The sequence below is a fragment of the Sphingomonas rhamnosi genome, assembly GCF_036663615.1.
Classification (GTDB): Bacteria; Pseudomonadota; Alphaproteobacteria; order Sphingomonadales; family Sphingomonadaceae; genus Sphingomonas.
In genome coordinates this window covers 186476-203986 of sequence record NZ_JAXOJJ010000003.1, presented here as the reverse complement: position 1 = coordinate 203986, position 17511 = coordinate 186476, and the positions used below count along the sequence as shown (strand labels likewise).

At 67.5% G+C, this 17511-nt stretch carries 15 protein-coding genes; 11 read left to right on the top strand and 4 right to left on the bottom strand.

Features of this window, described 5'->3' with window-relative positions; all coding sequences use genetic code 11:
- The first annotated feature begins 18 nt into the window (after positions 1-18).
- The 10 genes from ligD (at position 19) to U1701_RS08420 (ending at position 11219) form a co-directional block, all read left to right on the top strand.
- Positions 19-2589, top strand: a complete 2571-nt coding sequence (gene ligD, locus U1701_RS08465; protein WP_332782116.1) for a DNA ligase D — start codon at positions 19-21, stop codon at positions 2587-2589.
- A gap of 119 nt (positions 2590-2708) precedes the next feature.
- Positions 2709-5180: a circularly permuted type 2 ATP-grasp protein gene (locus tag U1701_RS08460; protein WP_332782115.1), complete on the top strand. Its 2472-nt coding sequence runs from the start codon at positions 2709-2711 to the stop codon at positions 5178-5180.
- An 8-nt stretch (positions 5181-5188) separates the two neighbouring features.
- A complete protein-coding gene (locus U1701_RS08455; protein ID WP_332782332.1) occupies positions 5189-6073 on the top strand; it encodes a transglutaminase family protein in 885 nt (294 codons plus the stop codon).
- A 62-nt stretch (positions 6074-6135) separates the two neighbouring features.
- Positions 6136-7065: a DnaJ C-terminal domain-containing protein gene (locus U1701_RS08450; protein WP_332782114.1), complete on the top strand. Its 930-nt coding sequence runs from the start codon at positions 6136-6138 to the stop codon at positions 7063-7065.
- A 7-nt stretch (positions 7066-7072) separates the two neighbouring features.
- On the top strand, positions 7073-8041 hold the full coding sequence (locus U1701_RS08445; RefSeq protein ID WP_332782113.1) for a YihY/virulence factor BrkB family protein: 969 nt from the start codon (positions 7073-7075) through the stop codon (positions 8039-8041).
- 8 nt (positions 8042-8049) lie between these two features.
- Positions 8050-8865 carry an enoyl-ACP reductase FabI gene (gene fabI / locus U1701_RS08440; RefSeq protein ID WP_332782112.1) on the top strand — a complete coding sequence of 272 codons (816 nt, stop codon included), beginning with the start codon at positions 8050-8052 and terminating at the stop codon, positions 8863-8865.
- 39 nt (positions 8866-8904) lie between these two features.
- Entirely contained in the window at positions 8905-9321 is a 417-nt protein-coding gene (locus U1701_RS08435; RefSeq protein ID WP_332782111.1) for an endonuclease domain-containing protein, read from the top strand.
- Positions 9318-10385 carry a chorismate synthase gene (gene aroC, locus U1701_RS08430; RefSeq protein ID WP_332782110.1) on the top strand — a complete coding sequence of 356 codons (1068 nt, stop codon included), beginning with the start codon at positions 9318-9320 and terminating at the stop codon, positions 10383-10385. The genes U1701_RS08435 and aroC overlap by 4 nt, the downstream gene beginning before the upstream one ends.
- 59 nt (positions 10386-10444) lie before the next feature.
- Positions 10445-10918 carry a hypothetical protein gene (locus tag U1701_RS08425; RefSeq protein WP_332782109.1) on the top strand — a complete coding sequence of 158 codons (474 nt, stop codon included), beginning with the start codon at positions 10445-10447 and terminating at the stop codon, positions 10916-10918.
- A 76-nt stretch (positions 10919-10994) separates the two neighbouring features.
- A complete protein-coding gene (locus U1701_RS08420; RefSeq protein ID WP_332782108.1) occupies positions 10995-11219 on the top strand; it encodes a hypothetical protein in 225 nt (74 codons plus the stop codon).
- Here U1701_RS08420 and U1701_RS08415 read toward each other — a convergent pair whose 3' ends face one another.
- The 4 genes from U1701_RS08415 to U1701_RS08400 all read right to left on the bottom strand — a co-directional run bounded on the left by U1701_RS08415 (position 11220) and on the right by U1701_RS08400 (position 16586).
- Positions 11220-12509 (bottom strand): adenylosuccinate synthase, encoded by a 1290-nt coding sequence (locus tag U1701_RS08415; protein ID WP_332782107.1) that lies wholly within the window; start codon positions 12507-12509, stop codon positions 11220-11222.
- 28 nt (positions 12510-12537) lie between these two features.
- Positions 12538-13638, bottom strand: coding sequence for an ATP phosphoribosyltransferase regulatory subunit (locus U1701_RS08410; RefSeq protein ID WP_332782106.1), 1101 nt, complete (start codon positions 13636-13638; stop codon positions 12538-12540).
- 167 nt (positions 13639-13805) lie between these two features.
- Positions 13806-15383, bottom strand: coding sequence for a phosphoglycerate dehydrogenase (gene serA / locus U1701_RS08405; RefSeq protein WP_332782105.1), 1578 nt, complete (start codon positions 15381-15383; stop codon positions 13806-13808).
- 48 nt (positions 15384-15431) lie between these two features.
- Positions 15432-16586 carry a phosphoserine transaminase gene (locus U1701_RS08400; protein ID WP_332782104.1) on the bottom strand — a complete coding sequence of 385 codons (1155 nt, stop codon included), beginning with the start codon at positions 16584-16586 and terminating at the stop codon, positions 15432-15434.
- A gap of 260 nt (positions 16587-16846) precedes the next feature.
- On the opposite strand from U1701_RS08400, the gene U1701_RS08395 reads away from it, so the two are divergent.
- The gene (locus U1701_RS08395; protein WP_332782103.1) at positions 16847-17485 is read left to right on the top strand and encodes an extensin family protein; all 639 of its coding nucleotides are present in this window, start codon (positions 16847-16849) and stop codon (positions 17483-17485) included.
- Positions 17486-17511 lie beyond the last annotated feature (26 nt).

Sequence of the window (17511 nt, the reverse complement as noted above, 5' to 3'; positions counted from 1 at the left end):
GCAGGCGGGAGGGGAGAGATGACCGTTGATCCCCTCGAACTCTACAACGCTAAGCGCGACTTCGCGAAGACCGCCGAACCCGCGGGCACGCTCGCGCCGGGCAACGGCAACAGCTTCATGGTCCAGAAGCACGACGCGACGCGGCTGCACTGGGATTTCCGTCTCGAAATCGACGGCGTCCTGAAGAGCTGGGCAGTGACGCGGGGCCCGAGCATCGACCCGAACGAGAAACGCCTCGCGGTGCGCACCGAGGACCACCCGCTGTCCTACGCCACGTTCGAGGGCACGATCCCCAAGGGCGAATATGGCGGCGGCACGGTGATGCTGTGGGACCGCGGCACCTGGTCGCCGATCAAGGGCAAGTCGGCCAAGGACCTCGACAAAGGGCACCTCCATTTCGTCCTCGAAGGCGAGCGGATGAAGGGCGAATGGCTGCTGATCCGCCTGAAGCCGCGCGCGAAGGAAAAGCGCGAGAACTGGCTGCTCCGGAAAATCGGCGATGCGGAAGCCGGCGGGACGGATACGCTGGTCGAGGAAGCATTGACGAGCGTCGCGACCGGCCGGACGATGGTCGAGATCGAGGAGGGAAAGAAACCCAAATCCTCCCCGGCACGGCGTGCGAGGGTGGATCGCTCCCAGCGATCCAAGATTGTGCCGGGGGCACAATCGACCTCGCACGGGGGACCAGCGAAGCTGGTGGAGGGGGCTGGCCGCAAGCGCACCGCCCGTGGCAAGCCCCCCTCCACCACCGCGCAAGCGCGCGGCGGTCCCCCTCCCCGTGCCGGGGAGGATTTCAGAGACTTACAGCTCTGCACCCTCGTCGATGCGGTCCCCACCGGCACCGCGTGGCTGCACGAGGTGAAGTATGACGGCTACCGCGCGCTCGTCTCGGTCGCGGGCGGCAAGGCGAAGGTCTTCACCCGCTCCGGGCTCGACTGGACCGACAAATTCCCCGGCGTCGCCGCCGCGGCCGCTGCGCTTCCCGTCACATCCGCGCTGATCGACGGCGAGATCGTCGCGTTCAAGGATGGCCGGCCCGATTTCTCGACGCTCAAGGACGCGATCTCAGCCAATGGCGAGATGACGCTGTTCGCGTTCGACCTGCTCGAACTGAATGGCGAGGACCTCACCAGCCTGTCCAACCTCGACCGCAAGGCGCGGCTGCAACCGCTGATCGGTAAGGACACGCACCTTCAGTACTCCGACCATGTCATCGGTGCAGGCGAGCAACTGTTCGAGACAATGTGCCGCGAGGGTCTCGAAGGCATCGTCTCGAAACGCGCAGACGCGCCCTATTTGGGCAAGCGCACCAAGGCGTGGCTCAAGGTGAAGTGCATCCGCCGCCAGGAATTCGTCATCGTCGGCTGGCTGCCGTCGGACAAAAAACGCGGGTTCAAGTCGCTGCTGCTCGGGGTCAACGGCCCCGACGGCTATGTCTATGCGGGCAAGGTCGGCACTGGGTTCGACCAGGCGCTGATGGACGAGCTGCGCGAGAAGCTTGACGCACTCGACGCCAAGACGCCGACCGTCCAGGCGCCGAAGGCGGCGGTTCGCGGCGCGCGCTGGGTGACGCCGAAGCTCGTCGCCGAGATCGCGTTCGCCGAAGTCACCCCAGACGGCGTGCTGCGCCATTCGAGCTTCATCGGCCTGCGCGAAGACAAGGCGGCGAAGGACGTCGTCGCGGAGACCCCTGCCCCGCTGCCCGACGCCGCGGCTTCGATCCCCGAGATCACGGTCAAGGTCAGCAGCCGCGACCGCGTGATCTTCCCCGAATCGAACGTCACCAAGGGCGAACTCGCCGATTACTACGCCGCGGTGTCAGGGATCATGCTGCCCTGGGCAGGCAACCGCCCGATTAGCCTCGTCCGCTGCCCGCAGGGCCGGGCGCGTGCCTGCTTCTTCCAGAAGCACGACGCCGGCAGCTTCGGCGACACCGTCCATCAGGTGCCGATTCGCGAGAAGGACGGCTCGACCGAGAACTACCTCTATGTCGACAGCGCCGATGGATTGATCGCGTGCGTGCAGATGGGGACGATCGAATTCCACGGCTGGGGATCGAAGATCGACGCGCTCGAAAAACCCGACCGGCTGGTGTTCGATCTCGACCCCGACGAGGGGCTGGATTTCGAGGACACCAAAAAGGCGGCCGAGCATTTGAAGAACCAGCTCGCCGAACTTGGGCTGGTCAGCTTCCCGTTATTGTCCGGGGGCAAGGGCGTCCACGTCGTCGTGCCGCTGACCCCGCACGCGGAATGGCCCGCGGTCAAGGATTTCGCCGACCGCTTCGCCCGCGCGCTGGCGTCGGCCGAGCCCGACCGGTTCGTCGCGGTGATGACCAAGGCGAAGCGCGTGGGCAAGATCTTCATCGACTACCTGCGCAACCAGCGCGGCGCGACCGCGATCATGCCCTATTCAGCGCGTGCGCGGGCGAATGCGCCGGTGTCGGCACCGGTATCGTGGACCGAACTGCGCGATATCGACACCGCGGCGAAGTTCACCGTGCGCGACGCTGAGGAACTGATCGCCCGAGTCGGGTCGGCGGCGCTCGATGGGTGGGGGGTAGCGGATCAGGTGTTGCCGGATCTGTAAGCCACGGACGCAACGCCCGTAACCGTGGACTCCGCCTGCGCGGAAGAACGGAAACACCTTGCGCCCCGCCCCCGAAACGTCGACCAAGCCCGACGCGCTTTTGGAAACACACCGTAACGATGGCGACGCATACCGCCCCCCTGTTCGACGCAGCGCTCCACGCCCGCCGGTGGATCACCGACTATTGCGCGCGGTCGAGGCCCGACGACGTGCTGTGCGAGGTCGACGATCCCGCCTGGGGCGCGATGTTCGAGGAGCTGGCGGCGGTCGCTTCGGACAATCTGGGGTATGCGCGCGACCGGGTGCAGCGTCACGCCGCCGATATCGGCACGGGCTTCCGCATCGCCGACGAACCCGATGAGCGCCCCTGGCCGGTATCGCCGGTCCCGCTGCTGATCCAGTCGCAGGAATGGGCGGGTATCGAACGCGGCGTGATCCAGCGTGCCGGCCTGCTCGAAGCGATCGTCGCCGATCTGTACGCCGACGCGACGCTCGTCACCGAAGGCCATATTCCCGCCGCCGTCGTCACCGGCAGTCCGTTCTTCCTGCGCCAGATGGTCGGGCTGGCGCCGCCCGGCGGGCACCATCTGCAGTTCATAGCGGTCGATCTGGGTCGCGGCCCGACCGGCGAATGGCGCGTCCTCGCCGATCATCTGCGCGCGCCGGCGGGCGCCGGCTATGCGCTCGAGAACCGCCTGGCGCTCGGCCGGACGCTTGGCGGCCTACAGGCCAAATTGAACGTCCAGCGTCACGCGCCGTTCTTCGCGGCGTTCCGCGCCGGACTCGCAGCGATGTGCAAGCGCACCGACCCACGCATCGGGCTGCTGACCCCGGGTCGGTTCAACGCGAGCTATCCCGAACAGGCGCATCTCGCCCGCTATCTGGGGCTGCTGCTGGTCGAGGGCGCCGATCTCGCCGCGCTGGAGGACAAGGTCTATGTCCGGACGATCGCCGGATTGAAGCGGATCGACGCGCTGTGGCGCCGGGTCGATCCGCGGCTGCTGGATCCGCTGGCGTTCGACACGCATTCGCAGATCGGCGTGCCCGGACTGATCGACGCCTATGCGGCGGGCAATGTTGTGCTGTCCAATGCACCGGGCGCGGGCCTGTTGGAGGCCCCCGCCTTTGCCGGATTCATGGCCGGGCTGTCGCGCAAGCTGCTGGGCGAGGACCTGCTTCTGCCCAACATCGCGACCTGGTGGTGCGGACAGCCACGCGCATGTGAGGCGGTGGTCGCGCAGTTCGATCGGATGCTGATCGGTCCCGCCTTCCGCGCCACCCCGCTGGGGATGACCGGCGGTCCGGTCGCCGGCGCCAACATCACCGCCGACGCGCGCGCAGCGCTCATGGCCGATCTCGCGCGACGGCCGCAGGATTATGTCGGTCAGGAGATGGTTCGCCTGTCGACGATGCCGGTGGTGGTCGGCGACACGCTCGTCCCACGTCCGTTCACGCTGCGCGTCTTCGCGGCGCGCGGTGCCGATGGCGGCTGGACCGTGCTGCCGGGCGGGTTCGCGCGGATCGGCGAGCATCCCGATCCGCAGGCGAGCGTGATGGGCGAAGGCGTGTGGTCGGCGGATGTCTGCGTCCATGGCCCCGAACCCGTCGCGCACGATTCATTGCTGACCGCGTCGGATTCGCTGCACGTCCGCCGCAACCCCGGCACGCTGCCGAGCCGCGTCGCCGACAATTTCTACTGGCTCGGACGCTATCTCGAGCGCGGCGAAGCGTTGCTCGGCGCGATCCGCGTGATGCTCGGCAACTCGATCGACGTCGATGGCGGCGCCGTCTTGTCGTCGGCGACGGTCGGGCGGTTGGTCGGGCTGATCGTCGGCGCGGGCGCAGGGCCGCACCCACCGTCGCTGCGCCGCGCCGACCTGACCGCGCTCGCGCGGACGGCGATGGAGGACGATGGCTGGCAGTCGATCGCTGCGATCAACCGCAACGCGCGCGAACTCGGCGAAGGATCGCGCGACCGGCTGTCGGCCGACATGGTCCGGCTGCTCGAAGCGCCTTTCCCCACGCATCGCGGGATGCTCGACCGGGCGGGCTCGCTGCAACGCCGCTATGCCGCGATCGCCGGGTTGTCGGCTGAACATATGGGCCGCACCGCAGCGTGGCGGTTCCACGATCTGGGTCGCAGGATCGAGCGCGCCATGGCGATGGCGCGCGCGATCCGACTGTTCGGCATGCCCGGCGCGTCGCCTGACGACCTGTCGGTGGTGCTCGATCTGGCGGACAGCCAGATAAGCTATCGCCAACGCTACCCGACCGGGGTCGCGCGCGTGCCGGTGATGGACCTTGTCGCGCTCGACCCCGGCAACCCCCGAAGCCTCGCGTTTTCCGCCGAGCGGATTGCGTGTCGCTTGTCGGAACTTCCCGTTCTCAGCGACGACGAGATGGCTGAGCCGCAACAAGCGCAAGCGACCGCGCTGCAGGCGATCATCATGACCGCGACCGCGGCGGACCTGGATGCGCAAACGCTCGGCGACATCGAGCGCCGGCTGGCGGGCGTGTCCGATGCGCTCGCGCGGCGCTATTTCCTGCAGGGTGCCGAACCGCTGCGCGCCGCCGAACTGACGCTGGCATGATCGGTTCGATGATCTACGACATCCGTCACGTCACCACGTTCGATTACGGGGCCAGCGTCAAGTTCGCGCGGTGCAACCTGCGGTTGAAGCCGATCGACTGGCCCGGCCAGCGGCTCGAATCCTACGCCCTGTCGGTTCACCCCGCCGGCCGTATCAGCGCCGCACGCGCCGAGGCGGGGCTGGCCAACGTCACAAGGCTTGTGGTCGACAGCCCCGTCCGCCACCTGACGATCGAAAGCACATCGCGGATGATTGTCGACCGGCTCGTGCCCGTCCCCGCCGACGACGATCCGACGCTGGGCGAGATCGCGGCGATGGCGCGTGCCAGCACCGACCTGTCCGCGGCGAGCCCCGCCAATTATCTCTATCCCTCCCCGCTGATCCCGCTGGACCACGCGATCGCCGACTGGTGTGCACCCGACCTCGCGCCCGAGCGCGGCAGTCTGGAAGCAGGGATCGCGCTTGCACGGCGGATCCAGAACGCGTTCGAGTTCGACAGCAGCGCAACCTTCGTCGACACGCCGCCGCACGAGGCGTTCCTGAAACGCCGCGGCGTGTGCCAGGATTTCGCGCAGATCATGATCACCGGCCTGCGCGCCGCCGGACTGCCGGCCGCCTATGCGTCGGGCTATATCCGCACCATTCCGCCGGTGGGCCAGCCGCGGCTGGTTGGCGCCGACGCGACGCACGCCTGGGTGTTGCTATGGTGCGGTCCCGTACACGGCTGGGTCGGCGTCGATCCGACCAACGGGATCTGGATGGCGAGCGACCATATCGTCATGGCGGTCGGTCGCGATTATGCCGAGATCGCGCCGGTCGACGGGGTCGTGCTGGGATCGGGCGCGCAGGACATGCAGGTCAGCGTCGACGTCGCGCCGGTCACGCAAGACTGAGCGCCCGCATGCGGGAATTGCGCTTCGCGGCGTGCTGCCCCACATAGGCGACTAATACACCAATGGGGACCTCAGTGGCCGATCCGTACAAGATCTTGGGCGTAGAGCGCAGCGCCAGCGAAGCCGATATCAAGAAGGCGTATCGCAAGCTTGCCAAGGAACTGCATCCCGACCGCAACAAGGACAATCCCAAGGCGTCGGAGAAGTTCAGCCAGGTCACCAACGCGTACGACCTGCTGAACGACAAGGACAAGCGGGCACGGTTCGACCGCGGCGAGATCGACGGCGACGGTAACCCCGCCGCGCCGTTCGGCTTCGGCGGCGGAGGCGGTGGTCGCCCACAGCCGGGCGGTTTTCGCAGCGAAGAATTCGGCGGCGGCCCGGACGTCGGCGACATCTTCGAAGGGCTGTTCGGCGGCCAGCGCGGCGGCGGATTTTCCAGCGGATTTGGCCGACGTGCGCAGCCCAAGGGCGCCAACGCCGCCTATCGCCTGCTCGTCCCGTTCGTCGAGGCGGCGACACTCGAGCCGCAGCGCGTGACGCTGGCCGACGGCAAGACGCTAGACCTGAAACTGCCCGCCGGCGTCGACAGCGGCACGCAGATGAAGCTGGCGGGCAAGGGCGAACCCGGCCCCGGCGGCGCCGGCGACGCGATCCTGACGATCGATGTCGCGCCGCACAAATACTTCACGCGAGACGGCGACGACGTCCGGCTCGACCTGCCGATCAGCTTGGCCGAGGCGGTGCTCGGCGCGACCGTGAAGGCGCCGACGGTCGACAAGCCGGTCATGCTGACGATCCCCAAGAGCACGAGCTCGGGCCGCACGCTCCGGCTGAAGGGCAAGGGGTTCCACAAAAAGGCGGGCGGCCGCGGCGACCAGTTGATCACGCTGATGGTGCAGATTCCGGCGCATGATCCCGCACTGACAAGTTTCGTCGAAAGCTGGGACGCGCGCGACGCAGGGAACCCGCGAGCCGATATGGGCGTCTGACGCAGTAGTGAACGATATCAGCGCCCTTTCGCCCGAGGCCCGGGCGCACCAGCATGGCGCCACCCGTCGCCGCATCGACCGCGGTTTCGCCAAAGTCCGCCCCGGTAGCTTTGCGTTCGAGGTCGCCAAGCGCTCGGTGGTCGGTGTGTTCACCGACGGATTCATCCACGCCGGCAATCTGGCCTATCTCGCGCTGATGACGCTGTTTCCGTTCTTCATCACGGCGGCCGCGATCGCCTCGCTGTTCGGACAGAGCGCCGAGACGGTCCGTGCGGTCGAATCCTTCCTGCACGTGTTGCCGCCCAACGTCGCCGATCTGCTGCGCAAGCCGATCGCCGACGTGCTCGCCGCGCGGACCGGATCGCTGCTGTGGCTGGGCGGGCTGGTCGGCTTGTGGACGGTCGGCGGGTTCGTCGAGACGATCCGCGACATCTTCCACCGCGCGTACGGGATCAAAGCGACCGCCCCGTTCTGGAAATCGCGGCTTGGCTCTTCGTTCGTGATCATCTGCTCGGTGGTGATCGCGCTGCTCGCCTTTCTGGTGCAAGGCATTCTAACCGCGGTCGAACAGTTCATCTACCAGCTGCTGCCGTTCGCCGAGGACGCCGCGGGTTGGGTGGGTCTGTCGCGGGCGATCCCCGGCCTGATCATGTTCGGCGCGCTGTACCTGCTGTTCTATTCGGTAACGCCGTCGCGCTATCGCTATACCAAGAACCCGATCTGGCCCGGCGCGCTGTTCACCACCGCCTGGTGGATTTCGGCGACCGCCCTCTTGCCCGTGATCCTCGCTCAACTCGGTGGCTACGACCTGACCTATGGCAGTCTGGCAGGTGTGGTTGTCATGTTGTTGTTCTTCTATGTGATCGGCCTGGGCCTCGTATTCGGCGCGCATCTGAATGCGGCACTGGCGGAACCGCCCGAAACAGCGCTAGAGCAGCCCATTGAGATCGAAGAGACAGGGACGGCAACGGCGTGAATGGTTTGATGGCAGGCAAGCGCGGGCTGATCATGGGGCTCGCCAACGACAAGTCGCTCGCCTGGGGGATCGCCAAGAAGCTGTCCGAAGCGGGTGCGGAACTCGCCTTCAGCTATCAGGGTGCGACGATGGAAAAGCGCGTCCGCCCGCTTGCCGAGCAGCTGGGCACGGCGCGACTGTTCGACTGTGATGTCTCTGACATGGCCGCGCTGGACGCGGCGTTTGTGGATTTGGCGAAGGAATGGCCGACAATCGACTTCGTCGTCCATGCGATCGGTTTCTCGGACAAGAACGAACTGCGCGGGCGGTTTGTCGACACCAGCCTCGACAATTTCCTGACGACGATGAACGTCAGCGTCTACTCGTTCGTCGCCGTCGCCAAGCGTGCGGCCAAGATGATGGCGCCGTTCGATCCCGAGACCGGGACGGGCGGCGGCGCGATGCTAACGCTCAGCTATTACGGCGCCGAGAAGGTGATCCCGCATTACAACGTGATGGGCGTCGCCAAGGCGGCGCTCGAGACCAGCGTCCAGTATCTCGCCGTCGACCTCGGCCGCGACAACATCCGCGTCAACGCGATCTCGGCCGGCCCGATCAAGACGCTCGCCGCCAGCGGCATCGGCGATTTCCGCCTGATCCTGAAGTGGAACGAACTGAACGCGCCGCTCAAGCGCAACGTCACGATCGACGATGTCGGCGGCGCCGGGCTGTACCTGCTGAGCGACCTTGCCAGCGGCGTGACCGGCGAGACGCACCATGTCGACGCCGGCTACAACGTGATCGGCATGAAGGCGGAGGACGCACCCGACATCGCGCTGGCCTAAATCCCCTCTCCCCTGCGGGGAGAGGGAGGGTGAGGGCACGTGCGAAAACACGACGGCACCGAAGCACTGGATCGCGCACGCCAACTCCGCCGAGACGCGACGGAGGCCGACGCCCGGCTGCTGTGGCAGAGCCTCCGCGGCCGCCGCCTTGGGAACCATAAATTCCGCCGCCAGGTCTGGATCGTTCCCTTCATCGCCGACTTGCTGTGCATGGACCCCATGCTCGTAGTCGAGGTAGACGGCAGCCAGCATATCGGTGACGTCGCCTATGATGCCGACAGAACCGCGTACCTCGCGAACAAGGGATACTGTATGATCCGTGTCTGGAACAACGACGTGATGCAGCGGATGGATGACGTGCTTGCCGCGATCCTGTCCGCGCTCAGCAGCGTGCCCTCACCCTCCCATGCTGCGCATGTTCCCCTCCCTCTCCCCAATGGGGAAAGGGGACTATGAGCTTCAACACCTTCGGGCGCCTGTTCCGCTTCACCACCTGGGGCGAAAGCCACGGTCCTGCGCTCGGCGCGGTCGTCGACGGCTGCCCGCCGGGCATCGCGCTGAGCGAGGCCGATATCCAGCCCTGGCTCGACAAGCGCCGTCCGGGCACCTCGCGCTTCACGACGCAGCGGCGCGAGCCCGATGAGGTCCGCATCCTGTCGGGTGTGTTCGACGGGCGTACCACGGGCACGCCGATCAGCCTGATGATCGAGAATGTCGACCAGCGATCGAAGGACTATTCGGACGTCGCCAAGGCCTATCGGCCCGGCCATGCCGACTATGCCTATGACGCCAAATACGGTTTCCGGGATTTCCGCGGCGGTGGCCGTTCGTCGGCGCGCGAGACCGCGGCGCGGGTCGCCGCCGGCGCGGTCGCACGGCTGGTGGTGCCGCAGGTCCGCGTCCGCGCCTGGGTCGAGGCGATCGGCGGCGACGCGATCGACCGCGCGAATTTCGACGACGCGCAGATCGACCTGAACCCGTTCTTCTGCCCGGACGCCGCCGCGGCGTCGCGCTGGGAGCAACTGGTCGACGAGGCGCGCAAGTCCGGCTCGTCGCTGGGCGCGGTGATCGCGTGCGAGGCGATCGGCGTCCCCGCCGGTTGGGGCGCCCCGCTCTATGCCAAGATGGATTCCGAACTCGCATCGGCATGCATGAGCATCAATGCCGTCAAGGGGATCGAGATCGGTGACGGATTCGCCGCCGCCGCGCTCTCGGGCGAGGCCAATGCCGATCCGATGCGCCCCGGGGAAGACGGTCCCGAGTTCCTCGCCAACCATGCCGGGGGGATTGCCGGCGGGATCGCGACCGGCCAGCCGATCCGTCTTCGCGTCGCGTTCAAGCCGACCAGCTCGATCCTGACCCCCGTCGAGACGATCGGCCCCGACGGACACGCAACGACGATCGCGACCAAAGGCCGGCACGATCCCTGTGTCGGCATCCGCGGAGTCCCGGTCGTAGAAGCAATGGTCGCGCTTGTGCTTGCCGACCAAGCGTTGCTTCACCGGGGTCAGTGCGGATAATCTTAGGAACGCTTTGACGAAGCAGGACGTTGACTCTTCACACGATATGGAGAGAAACGATGCGTCTTATCAAGACTTTGGGCGTCGCTGCCCTGATCATTCCCGCCGCCGCTTTTGCCCAGACCACGGGTTCCACCGGTAGCGCGGGCGGTTCCATGTCCGGCCAGACCGGCACGCAGAGCGGGACGATGTCGGGCCAGAGCGGCGGCACGACCGGCGCGACCATGCCGCAGACCGACACGACGACCGGAACGACCGGTGCGCGCAAATCGACCCGGACCAATCGCCGCTCGGGCAGCGCAACCGGAACTGCTGGTTCGACCGCCAGCCCGTCGACCACCAGCCCCACGGGCACGACCGATTCGACGACAGGATCGTCGACCGGCTCGACGTCGACCGACGGGGCGACCGGCGGCACGATGGGCGGCACGATGGGCGGATCAACGACCACGCCGATGGGCGGCATGTCGGGTTCGACCACGGGTGGCACCTCCACGGGTGGGACGACCACGGGCGGCACTACGCCGCGCTGAACGATAAACCGAAGCGAGATACCGGGCGACGCGTTCGCCTGGTATTCGTATGTTCCGACCCGATTGGAAACCGTCCATGCGCATGACCACCATCGCCAGCGTCGCGATCCTGAGCATTTCGACCGCAGCGATCGCTCAGGTCGCGTCGGCGCCGGTCGAACAAAAGGGCGAGGCCGCCAACGAAACCGGCGCGCTCGCCAACGTCACCGCGAACCTGGTCGCCGAACCTACCAACAACACTGCGCAGGCGACACCAGCGCTTGGCGACCCCGCGGCCAGTCCCGACGCTCCGCGCAAGTAATCAGTCGGAAAACGGATCGCGCACGAGGATCGTGTCGGCCCGCTGCGGGCTGGTCGAGACCAGCGCCACCGGGCAGCGGATCAACTCCTCGATCCGCCGGATATACTTGATCGCCTGCGCGGGCAGGTCAGCCCAGCTGCGTGCGCCGGCGGTGCTATCCTGCCACCCTTCCATCGTCTCGTAGATCGGCTCGACCAGCGCCTGATCGGCCGCATGCGCCGGGAAATAGTCTAGCGTCTCGCCACGCAGCTTATAACCGGTGCAGATCGACACGGTGTCGAACCCGTCGAGCACGTCGATCTTGGTCAGCGCGATGCCGGTGATGCCGCCGACCGCCGCCGATTGGCGCACCAGTACCGCATCGAACCAGCCGCAGCGCCGCTTGCGCCCGGTCACCGTGCCAAACTCGTGCCCGCGCTGACCCAGCCGCTCGCCGGTCTCGTTCTCGAGTTCGGTGGGGAACGGTCCCGAGCCGACGCGCGTCGTATAGGCCTTGGCGATGCCGAGCACGAAGCCGACCGCTGATGGCCCGAGGCCCGATCCGCCGGCCGCGGCGCCGGCGATGGTGTTGGACGAGGTGACGAACGGATAGGTGCCGTGATCGACGTCGAGCAGCACGCCCTGTGCGCCCTCGAACAGGATCCGCTTGCCCGCGGCGCGCGCGGCGTTCAGATCGCGCCACACCGGCTTCGCGAAGGGCAGGACGAAGCCGGCGATCTCGCGCAGGTCCGCGATCAGCTGCGCGCGGTCGATCGGCGGCTCGCCGAAGCCGGCGCGCAGCGCGTCGTGGTGCGCGGTCAGGCGGTCGAGCTGCGGGCCGAGCGCGTCGAGATGCGCCAGGTCGCACACCCGGATCGCGCGGCGACCGACCTTGTCCTCATAGGCGGGACCAATGCCGCGGCGGGTGGTCCCGATCTTGCCCGCGCCGCTGGCATCCTCGCGCAGGCCGTCGAGGTCGCGGTGGAATGGCAGGATCAGTGCGCAGGTGTCTGCGATCCGCAGCGTTTCCGGCGTCGCGACGACGCCCTGCGCGCCGAGCCGCGCGATCTCGTCCTTGAGGGCCCAAGGATCGAGCACCACGCCATTGCCGATGAACGACGGCGTGCCCCGCACGATGCCCGACGGCAGCAGCGACAGCTTGTAGACATTCTCGCCCACCACCAGCGTATGGCCGGCGTTATGGCCGCCCTGAAAGCGCACGACCATGTCGGCGCGCTCGGCGAGCCAGTCGACGATCTTGCCCTTGCCCTCATCGCCCCATTGCGCGCCGATGACTGCTACGTTGCCCATGTCCGTCTCCGAATATTACCCGTGGCGCCTACAGCGCGCGCGCCTCGCCCGCTACCCATAGATGCGTGCAGAGCTGCGCCTCTGGCGTATCGCCCGCTTCCAACGCGGAGACCGTGACCCAGCCCTGCGCGCGCATCGCGGCGCCGTCGGCCGGCGCGGTGCCGAACGGGAGGAACAGCCGCCGCCGGTCGACGCCATTGCCGTTGGCGACCAGCGCGTCTGCGTAGAGCGAGAAGCCGGTCGCAGCCTCCTCCGCGCCATCCTCATGGACCACGGTATAGGTGCCGCCCCGGCCCGCTTCCTGCGAAAGACCCGCGGCGAACAGCGAGAAGCCCAGCCAGCTCTGATACTCGAACCCGTGGCGTTCGGTCGGGTCGAGCGTCAGCGTCACACGTCCGTCGACCGCGGCGGCGATGCGCGCGAGCCCGTCGAGCCGCGAGCCCAGCACGCCGCTCGTGTCGAACGCGCGCAATCGGGCGAGCGCGGTCCCGAACGGCCCTGCGGCTTCGATCAGCGGCAGATAGCCCGGCGCGATCGCCGCGACGCTGCCGGCATCCTTGGCGTCGAGCCGATCGCGCAGTTCCGCGATCCGCTCGGCCGCAATGGGCAACGGCCCGTCGGCGAGCGTCTGCACCAGATCGGGCAGCGTGAAGTCGATCGACAGCCCGGTGGCGCCGGCGGCCTCGAGCGCGTCGATGGCAACCGAGACCATTTCCTGCGCTGCCGCCACCGAATCGAGCCCGATCAGCTCGCAACCGATCTGCCGCCACTCGCGCGCCGGTGCAAGCTGCGACGCGCGCAACTTAAGCACCGACCCCGCATAGCTGAGCCGCACCGGCCGCGGATGATGCCCCATCCGCGTCGCAGCGATCCGCCCGACCTGCGCGGTAATGTCTGGCCGGATTGCGAGCGTGCGCTGCGACACCGGATCGACGAACCGCACCGCATCGTGCAGCCCGCCGGCCTTGAGCCGCATCGCGAGCCCGTCGGCAAATTCGACGAGCGGCGGATCGACGCGCTCATAGCCATGCAGCCGCGCGGCCTCCAGCACGAGCGCTTCGAGCGCGGCGGCGGAATCGGCGAACGGCGGAAGGCGGTCGCGATAGCCTTCAGGGAGGAGTGCGGTCATAATCTCTTCTTCTGTTTCCCCGCGCTCCTGCGCCACCGCGCGCGTCGGAGCAAGCAACTCCCCTTCGTCATGCCGGACTTGTTCCGGCATCCATGGTGCCGCAAGTCCGATGCGTTCGGATTTCGCGGCACCATGGACCCCGGACCAAGTCCGGGGTGCCGAAGACGCTAGAAGTTCAAGCCCATCGCGGTCTTCACGCCGGGCAGGGCGCGGACCTTGGTCAGCAGGTCGGCGGTCACCGGTTCGTCGACCGAGAGCAGCAGCACCGCCTCGCCGCCCGCCGAGCGACGCCCGAGGTGGAAGGTGCCGATGTTGACGCCGGCCTCGCCCAGCGTCGTGCCCAGGCGACCGATGAAGCCCGGCGCATCCTCGTTGACGACGTACAGCATCGGGCCGGCCAGATCGGCCTCGATCTTCACCCCGAACAGCTCGACCAGACGCGGAGCCTGGTCGCCGAAGAGCGTGCCTGCGACCGACCGCTCGCCGTCGCCGGTGCGCACCGACACACGCAGCAGCGTGTGGTAATCGCCTTCGCGCTCGGTCCGCACTTCGCGCACCTCGACGCCGCGGTCGCGCGCGATCAGCGGCGCGTTGACCATGTTGACCGTCGCGGTCTGCGTCTTGAGGAAACCGGACAGGACAGCGCTCGTGATCGGCTTGGGATTGAGCTCGGCGGCGGCGCCTTCGCTGTGCACCGAGATACGGTCGATCGAGCCGTGCGCGAGTTGGCCCACCAGCGAACCCAGCTTCTCGGCCAATGCCATGTACGGCTTCAGCCGCGGTGCTTCCTCGGCCGACAGGCTCGGCATGTTGAGCGCGTTGGTGACGCCGCCCGACATCAGGAAATCGGCCATCTGCTCGGCGACCTGGATCGCGACGTTGACCTGCGCCTCGCTGGTCGACGCGCCGAGATGCGGCGTGCTGACGAAGTTGGGCGTGCCGAACAGCGGCGACGCCTTGGCCGGCTCCTCGACGAACACGTCGAGCGCCGCGCCGCCGACCTGCCCCGAATCGAGCGCCGCCTTCAGCGCGACCTCGTCGATCAGGCCGCCGCGCGCGCAGTTGATGATGCGGACGCCCTTCTTGGTCTTGGCGATTGCCTCGGCCGACAGGATGTTGCGCGTCTGGTCGGTCAGCGGCGTGTGCAGCGTGATGAAGTCGGCGCGGGCCAGCAGTTCGTCGAGCGTGACTTTCTCGACGCCCATTTCGATCGCCTTTTCGGGCGTCAGGAACGGATCATAGGCGACGACCTTCATCTTGAGGCCGCGCGCACGGTCGGCGACGATCCCGCCGATATTGCCCGCGCCGATGAGGCCCAACGTCTTGGCCGTCAGCTCGACGCCCATGAAGCGGTTCTTTTCCCACTTGCCAGCCTGCGTCGAGGCATCGGCCTCGGGTAACTGGCGTGCGAGCGCGAACATCAGCGCGATCGCGTGCTCCGCGGTGGTGATCGAGTTGCCGAACGGCGTGTTCATCACGACCACGCCCTGCGCGGACGCCGCGGGGATATCGACATTGTCGACGCCGATGCCGGCGCGGCCGACGACCTTCAGGTTGGTGGCGGCGGCGAGGATCGCCTTGGTGACCTTGGTCGCGCTGCGGATCGCGAGGCCGTCATACTCGCCGATGATCGCGGCGAGTTCTTCGGGGGTCTTGCCGGTGATCTCGTCAACCTCGACGCCGCGCTCGCGGAAAATCTGCGCGGCTTTGGGATCCATTTTGTCGGAGATAAGGACTTTGGGCATCATGATGCCTTTCTGTGGAACAGGACAAAGAGTGTTCACCCGCGAAGGTCAGGCCGTTTTCGCCTTGGCATAGGCCCAGTCGAGCCAAGGCCCGAGCGCGACGATATCGGCGGTGTCGACGGTCGCACCGCACCAGATCCGCAGACCCGGCGGGGCATCGCGGTAGCCGGCGACGTCGAACGCCGCGCCTTCCTTCTCGAGCAGACCGGCGAAGGTCTTGATGAACGCCTCGTCCGCGCCCTCGACGGTCAGGCACACGCTGGTCTTCGACCGCGAGGCCGGATCGGCGGCGAGATGCCCGAGCCAGTCGCGCTCCTCGACGATCGTGTCGAGCGCGGCGGCATTCGCATCCGACCGCGCGATCAGCCCGTCGGGTCCAAGCGACTTGGCCCATTCGAGGCTCCAGATCGCATCCTCGACCGCGAGCATCGACGGCGTGTTGATCGTCTCGCCCTTGAACACGCCCTCGGTCAGCTTGCCCTTCGACACCAGGCGGAACACCTTCGGCAGCGGCCAGGACGGCGTGTAGCTCTCCAGCCGCTCGACCGCGCGGGGCCCGAGGATCAGCACGCCGTGCGCGCCCTCGCCGCCGAGCACCTTCTGCCAGCTGAACGTCGCGACATCGATCTTCGCCCAGTCGATGTCATAGGCGAATACGCCGCTGGTCGCGTCGGCGAAGCTCAGCCCTTCGCGATCGTCGGGGATCCAGTCCGCGTTCGGCACGCGCACGCCGCTGGTCGTGCCGTTCCAGGTAAACAGCACATCGTGCGACCAGTCGACCGCACCCAGATCAGGCAGCTGGCCGTAGTCGGCGCGCACCACATTGGGATCGATCTTGAGCTGCTTGACCGCGTCGGTGACCCAGCCCTCGCCGAAACTTTCCCACGCCAGCGCGGTGACCGGTCGGGCGCCCAGCATCGTCCACATCGCCATTTCGTACGCGCCGGTATCGGAGCCGGGGACGATACCGATGCGGTGCGTGTCGGGGAGCTTCAGCAGCTCGCGCATCAGGTCGATGCTGTATTGCAGCCGCTGCTTGCCGATCTTGGAGCGATGCGAGCGCCCAAGGCTCGCGGTTGCCAGCTTGGCCGCATCCCAGCCCGGAGGCTTGGCGCAAGGACCGCTGGAGAAATAGGGGCGTGCCGGTTTTGTCGTCGGCAGCGTAGGCGCACCCGTGGCGGGGGCGTAGGTCGTGTCCGTCATTTAGTCTCTCCTCACAGAGAGCACGCGCGGCGTTGGGACCGCGTGGCCCGTTGCCGCCCTAGCCGTCGTGTTGATCTGCGGCAACCCCGGAATAGAGTCGGGTTATGGCGGTTGACCGCCAGTCGGCCACGTCCGGACCGACTCGGACTGCCGCGTTCGGAACTCCCCCCGTCACCCCGGACTTGTTCCGGGGTCCATGGTGCCGCACGAGCAACCCGGTGTGGGGTACGTGGACAGATGGATGCCGGAACAAGTCCGGCATGACGGCAAGCGTGGGGTTGGCGCTCCTTCTCGCCGCCTGTGGCAGCAAGCCCCAGCGCCCCGCGCAGACCCGCCCCGACATCTCGCGCGTGCCCACGCACGAAACCGCGCAGTGTTACGCCGACCTGCGCGCCGCCGGCGTCACCTTCCGCCCCCTGCCCGACAAGGAGACCGGCCCCGGGTGCGGGCTTTCCGGCACCGTCCAGCTTCTCGAAATCGGTGTCCCGGTGAACAACCTCACCGCGATCCGCTGCGGCGAAGCGCGGGCCTTCGTGAACTGGACCCGCAACGCGGTTGCCCCCGCCGCCTATCAACTGCTCGGCAGCGAACTCGCGCGGATCGATTCGATGGGGAGCTACGCCTGCCGCAACATCGTCGGCTCGGCGCGTAACAGCACCCGCCGATCGGGGCATGCGATCGCCAATGCGATCGACATCGGCGGTTTCGTCCTGAAGGATGGGCGGCGGGTCACGATCCTCAACGACTGGAATTCTGCCGATCCGCAGGTTCGGCAGTTCCTGCAGACCATCCGTGCCTCGGCGTGCAAGCGCTTCGGCACGGTGCTCAGCCCCGACTACAACGCCGCGCACCGCAACCACCTCCACCTCGAGGACGACCACGCCGGCTTCTGCCGCTAGCCTCCGCTGCCCATTTGTTCTAACGC

Coding starts and splice junctions, on each gene's coding strand:
- ligD (WP_332782116.1), top strand. CDS start 19: ATGACCGTTGATCCCCTCGAACTCTACAACGCTAAGCGCGACTTCGCG.
- U1701_RS08460 (WP_332782115.1), top strand. CDS start 2,709: ATGGCGACGCATACCGCCCCCCTGTTCGACGCAGCGCTCCACGCCCGC.
- U1701_RS08455 (WP_332782332.1), top strand. CDS start 5,189: ATGATCTACGACATCCGTCACGTCACCACGTTCGATTACGGGGCCAGC.
- U1701_RS08450 (WP_332782114.1), top strand. CDS start 6,136: ATGGGGACCTCAGTGGCCGATCCGTACAAGATCTTGGGCGTAGAGCGC.
- fabI (WP_332782112.1), top strand. CDS start 8,050: ATGGCAGGCAAGCGCGGGCTGATCATGGGGCTCGCCAACGACAAGTCG.
- aroC (WP_332782110.1), top strand. CDS start 9,318: ATGAGCTTCAACACCTTCGGGCGCCTGTTCCGCTTCACCACCTGGGGC.
- U1701_RS08425 (WP_332782109.1), top strand. CDS start 10,445: ATGCGTCTTATCAAGACTTTGGGCGTCGCTGCCCTGATCATTCCCGCC.
- U1701_RS08420 (WP_332782108.1), top strand. CDS start 10,995: ATGCGCATGACCACCATCGCCAGCGTCGCGATCCTGAGCATTTCGACC.
- U1701_RS08415 (WP_332782107.1), bottom strand. CDS start 12,509: ATGGGCAACGTAGCAGTCATCGGCGCGCAATGGGGCGATGAGGGCAAG.
- U1701_RS08410 (WP_332782106.1), bottom strand. CDS start 13,638: ATGACCGCACTCCTCCCTGAAGGCTATCGCGACCGCCTTCCGCCGTTC.
- serA (WP_332782105.1), bottom strand. CDS start 15,383: ATGCCCAAAGTCCTTATCTCCGACAAAATGGATCCCAAAGCCGCGCAG.
- U1701_RS08400 (WP_332782104.1), bottom strand. CDS start 16,586: ATGACGGACACGACCTACGCCCCCGCCACGGGTGCGCCTACGCTGCCG.
- U1701_RS08395 (WP_332782103.1), top strand. CDS start 16,847: ATGACGGCAAGCGTGGGGTTGGCGCTCCTTCTCGCCGCCTGTGGCAGC.